The sequence below is a fragment of the Aeromonas sp. S12(2024) genome, from assembly GCF_041402305.1.
Lineage (GTDB): Bacteria > Pseudomonadota > Gammaproteobacteria > Enterobacterales > Aeromonadaceae > Aeromonas > Aeromonas veronii.
This window is the reverse complement of sequence record NZ_JBGLRB010000022.1, coordinates 56,683-63,910: the sequence shown is the minus strand read 5'-3', so window position 1 is coordinate 63,910 and position 7,228 is coordinate 56,683. Positions and strand designations below refer to the sequence as shown.

The following is a 7,228-nucleotide window of genomic DNA, read 5'->3' as shown; positions in this document are numbered from 1 at the left end:
GAGTTTGAATTCGGCAGTAAATGAGCGACGTAATCTTGTCATTGAACACCTCAGGTCATGGTGGCGACTGTACCACCTAAAATGGTGTCCGGGATGATTAGACCACTACAGGATCTATGGGGTCAAATCCAGTTGCACATTGCGTAAATTCTGCTGATAGTCGCGCTCTGGCTGAAAGTTCGAGGCAAGGTTGAAGGAGTAGGAGGGGGTCAGCAGGGATTTCGCCTCATCATTGAGGGCAAAGTTCAGCACTGTCAGATGGTTGAGTGCGGAAATATGGAAACCGTTGAGGATGCTCAGGGCGATGAGGCGAGGCAAGCCGACACGCACCCAGCCACCGCTGTTGGGCCGGTAGTTGGCGGCGGTGGGGCCGAGATAGGGGGAGAGCAGCAGATAGCTCTCGAACAGGGTTTGTCGCGCACTGCCAGCAACGCGCAGGACAAAGCCACCCCCTGACGAGTGTTGCAGGCTTGTCGGGGGCTACCGACTTGATGAAATCTTCCAGATCGTCCTCAAGCTGGCCGATGTAGGCAATGGTGCCTTTGTTGCCCGATGCGCCATGGCCGCGAATATCGAGGGCGTAGGCGTCATATCTCGCTTGCGAAAAGGCGTCCGCCATCTTGTGCATGCTCTGGCTGCTGGCAGAAGAGCCATGAACCAATACCACGCTGCCCTTGACCTTGTTGTTCTTCGTATTGCCCTCTGCGCCATAGTGCCGATAGGCCAGCTGCGTGCCGTCACGCGCCGGGTATCTTGAGAGGGGTGGCATGTTGCTCCAGCCACTCTCCTTGAAAGGGTCGTTGATGCTGGCCATCGCCGATGCCGGACTCGGCCCACCAAACAGCAGAGCCGCGGCCAGTATGACAAGGGTCAGTGATATCAACCCCACAGCAAACAGCAATCCTGCGCTCATCCTTGCACCTCGTTTGATATCGACACGGGCGTTGCCCTGATTTTGCTTATGCTGGCATTTCACTCGTTCGAACCTATCAGATGGCACCCGGTCTGCCAAATGATGGAGTGAGACGATGAAAAACGGCCTGTGACCAAAAGGAAGTTCTTGGCCAGCCAGTGTGCGCTGCCGTTGGCGAGCGCAGCAAGGCGTGGTGGCATCATGGCTTTTCAAACCCGGCGCGGGCTGGTAAAACGGTCTCTTTCCATAATTAAAAGAGATGAGAGGGTGGAGATGGACAATCCGATCCGTGTGGCCGTGATGGGCTGTAATGGTCGTATGGGCAAGGTGCTGCTGGAGGCCATCACCAACACCGATGGCGTAGTGGTCGGTGCCGCGCTGGAGCGGCCGGGTTCGGCGGTGATCGGCCTTGATGCCGGTGAGCTCAATGGGCTGGGCCATCTGGGCGTGGCCATCAGCGATAGTCTGGACAAGGTGCGCGATGAGTTTGATCTCATCATCGACTTCACCCGCCCCGAGGTGACCCTTGCCAATCTGGCCTTTGCGCTGGCCCACCACAAGCAGATGGTGATTGGCACCACCGGTTTTGACGATGCAGGCAAGGCTGCTCTGAAAGAGGCTGGCAAGCAGATCGGTATCGTGTTCGCCTCCAACTACTCGGTCGGGGTCAACCTGGTGTTCAAGCTGCTGGAGCAGGCCGCCAAGGTGATGGGGGATTACACCGACATCGAGATCATCGAGGGCCACCATCGCCACAAGGTGGATGCGCCATCCGGTACTGCGCTCTCCATGGGGGAAGTGGTCGCCAAAACCCTGGGCCGGGATCTCAAGGCGTGCGCCGTCTATGGTCGCGAGGGGATCACTGGCGAGCGGGATCGCAACACTATCGGCTTTGCCACTATTCGCGCCGGCGATCTGGTGGGGGAGCATACCGTCATGTTTGCCGATATCGGCGAGCGGGTGGAGATCAGCCACAAGGCCTCCAGTCGCCTGACCTTCGCCAACGGTGCTGTGCGGGCGGGCAAGTGGCTTGGTCAGCAGGGTGCCGGTCTTTATGACATGCAGGATGTGCTCAATCTCAAGTGATGCCTCTGAGCGGCACTTTCGTACTACTGCTATCCAGTGAAAAACCCCGGCTTGCCGGGGTTTTTGCTGTCATTCAGCCAGAGTTTGTGTAAAAAGACACGCTGCCTGCAATTTTTAACTGAACGCCTTATAAATCACACTATTGCGTTATCCGCCAGATTTCCCCTTCCTGAATGTCATCACCAGGTAACAGATTTGAGCATCTTTATGGCGGATAAAGCCATTTTTTTTACACGGGCTGAAAAAGACTAAAAATTCAAATGAGGAAAAACGTTTTCCATTTTTCATGTTCACTCTTGTCATCGTAAAAGCGTTAATTTTGTCATTAATGTTTTTTGTGTAAAAATAAATGCCATTGTTTTAATTGGTTTTTTTGTTTGTTTTTGTCGTTATTGCTGGCTTGGTGTCATCTTTTGATGGTGATTTTTCCTTTTCTTTCGCGGGAGGGGTTGCAAAGCGATTAAGTGCATAGATAATGGGTAATGTTGCTTTTTTATTGAATTTAGATGCATTTCATCTGAGAAAAGACGTTGAAATGCCACTTTTTTTAAGTAGAATGCGCCCAATTTGCCAGAAATCTGCCGGGTTCGAGTCCTGTCCAAGACCGGAGCCGAGCCCGCAACACCCAGGTAAATTGCTGAATTTAAAGCTAAATAACTGGAGGTTGTCTTGAATCACACTGCATTGCTAGTGCTGGAAGATGGAACTGTGTTCAAAGGCGTGTCGATAGGCGCCGAGGGATGTTCCGTTGGTGAAGTGGTTTTCAATACGTCGATGACGGGCTATCAGGAAATCCTCACCGATCCCTCTTATTCCCGTCAGATCGTCACCCTCACTTACCCCCATATAGGCAACACCGGCACCAACAGCGAAGATGAAGAGTCCAGTCAGATCCATGCTCAGGGATTGATCATCCGGGACCTTCCGATACTTGCCTCCAATTTCCGCAATCAGCAATCCCTCTCCGAATACCTCAAGTCTCACAACATCGTTGGCATCGCCGACATCGACACCCGTAAACTGACCCGCATCCTGCGCGAGAAAGGCGCTCAGGCTGGCTGCATTCTGGCCGGGAAACAGGTCGATGAAGCCTATGCCCTCGAACAGGCCCGCGCCTTCCCCGGTCTGAAGGGAATGGACTTGGCCAAAGAGGTGACGGTTGGTGAGGCGTACAACTGGACCGAAGGGAGCTGGCAGCTTGGCAAGGGGCACGTCACCCCGGATGCCGACCAGCTGAAATACCACGTGGTAGCCTATGACTTTGGCGTCAAGCGCAACATCCTGCGGATGCTGGTTGACCGTGGCTGCCGCCTGACCGTGGTGCCGGCCAAGACCCCGGCCGCCGAGGTACTGGCGATGAACCCGGATGGCATCTTCCTCTCCAACGGCCCCGGCGACCCCGAGCCGTGCGACTACGCCATCGAGGCCATCAAGGCTTTCCTTAATACCAGCACGCCGGTGTTCGGCATCTGTCTGGGTCACCAGCTGCTGGGTCTGGCCTCCGGTGCCAAGACCGTCAAGATGAAGTTTGGCCACCACGGCGCCAACCATCCGGTGAAGAGCCTCGATGACAACACCGTCATGATCACCGCTCAGAACCACGGCTTTGCGGTAGACGAGAACAGCCTGCCGGATTGCCTGCGCGCCACCCACGTCTCCCTGTTCGATGGTTCCCTGCAAGGTATCCATCGCACCGACCGTCCGGCCTTCAGCTTCCAGGGGCACCCCGAAGCGAGCCCGGGCCCGCACGACTGTGCCGGTCTCTTTGACCACTTTATTGAATTGATTAAGCAGTATCGCGCCTAAGAAATAGAGGAAAGAGTTTCATGCCAAAACGTAATGACCTTCAGAGCATCCTGATCCTCGGCGCCGGCCCCATCGTCATCGGCCAAGCCTGCGAATTTGACTACTCCGGCGCTCAGGCGTGCAAAGCCCTGCGCGAGGAGGGCTACCGCGTCATTCTGGTCAACTCCAACCCGGCCACCATCATGACCGACCCGGAGATGGCAGACGCCACCTACATCGAGCCCATCACCTGGGAAGTGGTGCGCGAAATCATCAAGAAAGAGCGCCCGGATGCCATCCTGCCCACCATGGGCGGCCAGACTGCGCTTAACTGCGCACTGGCGCTGGAGAAGCATGGCGTGCTGGCCGAGTTCGGTGTCGAGATGATCGGTGCCACCGCCGACGCCATCGACAAGGCCGAAGACCGCTCCCGTTTTGACAAGGCGATGCGCAGCATTGGCCTCGAGTGCCCGCGTGCCGGCATCGCCCACAACATGGAAGAGGCGTGGGGCGTGCAGCAGATGGTTGGCTTCCCCTGCATCATCCGTCCCTCCTTTACCATGGGCGGCTCCGGTGGCGGCATCGCCTACAACACCGAAGAGTTCGTCGAGATCTGCGAGCGCGGTCTGGACTTGTCGCCGACCAAAGAGCTGCTCATCGATGAGTCGCTGATCGGCTGGAAAGAGTACGAGATGGAAGTGGTGCGGGATCGCAACGACAACTGCATCATCGTCTGCGCCATCGAAAACTTCGACCCCATGGGTATCCACACCGGTGACTCCATCACGGTCGCGCCAGCCCAGACGCTGACCGACAAGGAGTACCAGCTGATGCGCAACGCCTCCATGGCGGTGCTGCGCGAGATCGGCGTCGAGACCGGCGGCTCCAACGTCCAGTTCGGTATCAACCCGAAAGATGGCCGCATGGTCATCATCGAGATGAACCCGCGGGTGTCACGCTCCTCCGCGCTGGCCTCCAAGGCAACGGGTTTCCCCATCGCCAAGATCGCCGCCAAGCTCGCCATCGGTTACACCCTCGACGAGCTGATGAACGACATCACAGGCGGTCGCACTCCGGCCTCCTTCGAGCCGGCCATCGACTACGTGGTCACCAAGGTGCCGCGCTTCAACTTCGAAAAATTCGCCGGTGCCAACGACCGTCTGACTACCCAGATGAAGTCGGTCGGCGAAGTGATGGCCATCGGCCGCAACTTCCAGGAGTCCCTGCACAAGGCGCTGCGCAGCCTCGAAACCGGCAAAACCGGCTTCGACCCCATGGTTGACCTCAATGCCCCGGACTCCCTGACCCGCATCCGTCACGAGCTGCAGGACGCCGGTAGCGACCGTATCTTCTATATTGCCGATGCGTTCCGCGCCGGTCTCTCCATGGATGGCATCTTCAAGCTGACCAAGATTGACCCCTGGTTCCTGGTACAGATTGAAGACCTGGTGAAGCTGGAGGAAGAGGTGAAAGAGCGCGGCATGGCCGGTCTCGATGCCGACTTCCTGCGCGCCCTCAAGCGCAAAGGCTTTGCCGATGCCCGTCTGGCCAAGATCCTCGGTGTGGCCGAAGGGGAAGTGCGCAAACTGCGCGCCCGCCACAACATCTTCCCGGTCTACAAGCGGGTCGATACCTGCGCCGCCGAGTTCGCTACCAACACCGCCTACATGTACTCCAGCTATGACGAGGAGTGCGAAGCGGCCCCGAGCAACCGCGACAAGATCATGATCATCGGCGGTGGCCCGAACCGTATCGGTCAGGGTATCGAGTTCGACTACTGCTGTGTGCACGCGGCGCTGGCCCTGCGCGAAGACGGTTACGAGACCATCATGGTCAACTGCAACCCGGAGACCGTCTCTACCGATTACGACACCTCGGATCGTCTCTACTTCGAGCCGGTGACCCTGGAAGATGTGCTGGAAATCGTGCGCATCGAAAAACCCAAGGGCGTGATTGTCCAGTACGGTGGCCAGACCCCGCTGAAACTGGCCCGAGCACTGGAAGCCAACGGCGTGCCGATTATCGGTACCAGCCCGGATGCCATCGACCGCGCCGAAGACCGCGAGCGCTTCCAGTCTGCCGTCGAGCGCCTCGGCCTCAAGCAGCCGGAAAATGGCACCGTCACCGCGCTGGAGCAGGCCGTGCTGCTGGCCGAGCGCATTACCTACCCGCTGGTGGTTCGCCCCTCCTACGTGCTGGGTGGCCGCGCCATGGAAATCGTCTATGACGAGCAGGATCTGCGTCGCTACTTCGCCGAGGCGGTGAGCGTCTCCAACGAATCGCCGGTACTGCTGGACCGCTTCCTGGACGATGCGACCGAGCTGGACGTGGATGCCATCTGCGACGGCACCGATGTGGTCATCGGCGGCATCATGGAGCACATCGAACAGGCCGGTATCCACTCCGGTGACTCCGGTTGCTCCCTGCCTCCCTATACCTTGTCCAAGAAGATTCAGGACGAGATCCGCGAGCAGGTGCGCAAGCTGGCGCTGGAGCTCGGCGTTATCGGCCTGATGAACGTGCAGTTCGCGGTCAAGGGCGATGACATCTACCTCATCGAGGTGAACCCGCGTGCCGCCCGTACCGTGCCGTTTGTCTCCAAGGCGACCGGTGCTCCGCTGGCCAAGATTGCCGCTCGTGTGATGGCCGGTCAGTCGCTGCAAGAACAGGGCTTCACCAAAGAGATCATCCCACCCTACTACTCGGTGAAAGAGGTGGTACTGCCGTTCGCCAAGTTCCCGGGGGTTGATCCGCTGCTGGGGCCAGAGATGCGCTCTACCGGTGAGGTTATGGGGGTGGGCAGCAGCTTCGCCGAGGCCTATGCCAAGGCGCAGTTGGGTGCCAACCACGCCGTACCGAAAGAGGGTCGTGCCCTCTTGTCAGTGCGTCACAGCGACAAGGCGCAGGTGGTCGACTTGGCTGCCAAGCTGCTGGAGCTGGGCTACGAGCTGGATGCCACTCACGGCACCGCAGTCGCGCTGGGTGAAGCGAGCATCAACCCGCGCCTGGTCAACAAGGTGCACGAAGGTCGCCCGCACATTCTCGACCGCATCAAGAATGGCGAGTACACCTACATCGTCAACACCGCCGAAGGGCGGGTGGCGATCCAGGACTCCAAGCAGCTGCGTCGCGCCGCCTTGCAGAACAAGGTGGCGTATACCACCACCATGAATGAGGCGTTTGCCACCTGCATGGCCATCAGCGTGGATGCCACCGCCAACGTCAACTCGGTGCAGGAGCTGCACCAGAAGGTGAAAAACCGCTAAGAGTTTGCAGCGGGCATCAGCTCGCCTTGCCAGACGACCAACCCCCGCCAGCGATGGCGGGGGTTTCTTTTTATCAGGCGCTCACCGTTCGGTTCGGGCCGGGTGAATCCTTGAAGAAGGTCATGAGTTCCGCATCGCAGACAACGGATGGCGCGTGGGGTGGCAAAAGCTGGCAAGG

The 7,228-nt window shown here is 58.3% G+C and carries 3 protein-coding genes and 1 pseudogene; 3 read left to right on the top strand and 1 reads right to left on the bottom strand.

Features of this window, described 5'->3' with window-relative positions; all coding sequences use genetic code 11:
• Positions 1-132: 132 nt before the first annotated feature.
• A pseudogene (locus ACB035_RS18495) lies at positions 133-913 on the bottom strand (alpha/beta hydrolase); the annotation flags it as partial.
• Between the two features lie 273 nt (positions 914-1,186).
• Here ACB035_RS18495 and dapB point away from each other — a divergent pair.
• From dapB to carB, 3 genes are all read left to right on the top strand, one after another.
• Entirely contained in the window at positions 1,187-1,999 is an 813-nt protein-coding gene (gene dapB, locus ACB035_RS18490; protein WP_371167879.1) for a 4-hydroxy-tetrahydrodipicolinate reductase, read from the top strand.
• 669 nt (positions 2,000-2,668) lie between these two features.
• A complete protein-coding gene (carA, locus tag ACB035_RS18485) occupies positions 2,669-3,805 on the top strand; it encodes a glutamine-hydrolyzing carbamoyl-phosphate synthase small subunit (protein WP_031227689.1) in 1,137 nt (378 codons plus the stop codon).
• Positions 3,806-3,825: 20 nt separating this feature from the next.
• Positions 3,826-7,050 (top strand): carbamoyl-phosphate synthase large subunit, encoded by a 3,225-nt coding sequence (carB, locus tag ACB035_RS18480; RefSeq protein ID WP_005337626.1) that lies wholly within the window; start codon positions 3,826-3,828, stop codon positions 7,048-7,050.
• The last annotated feature ends 178 nt before the right edge of the window (positions 7,051-7,228 follow it).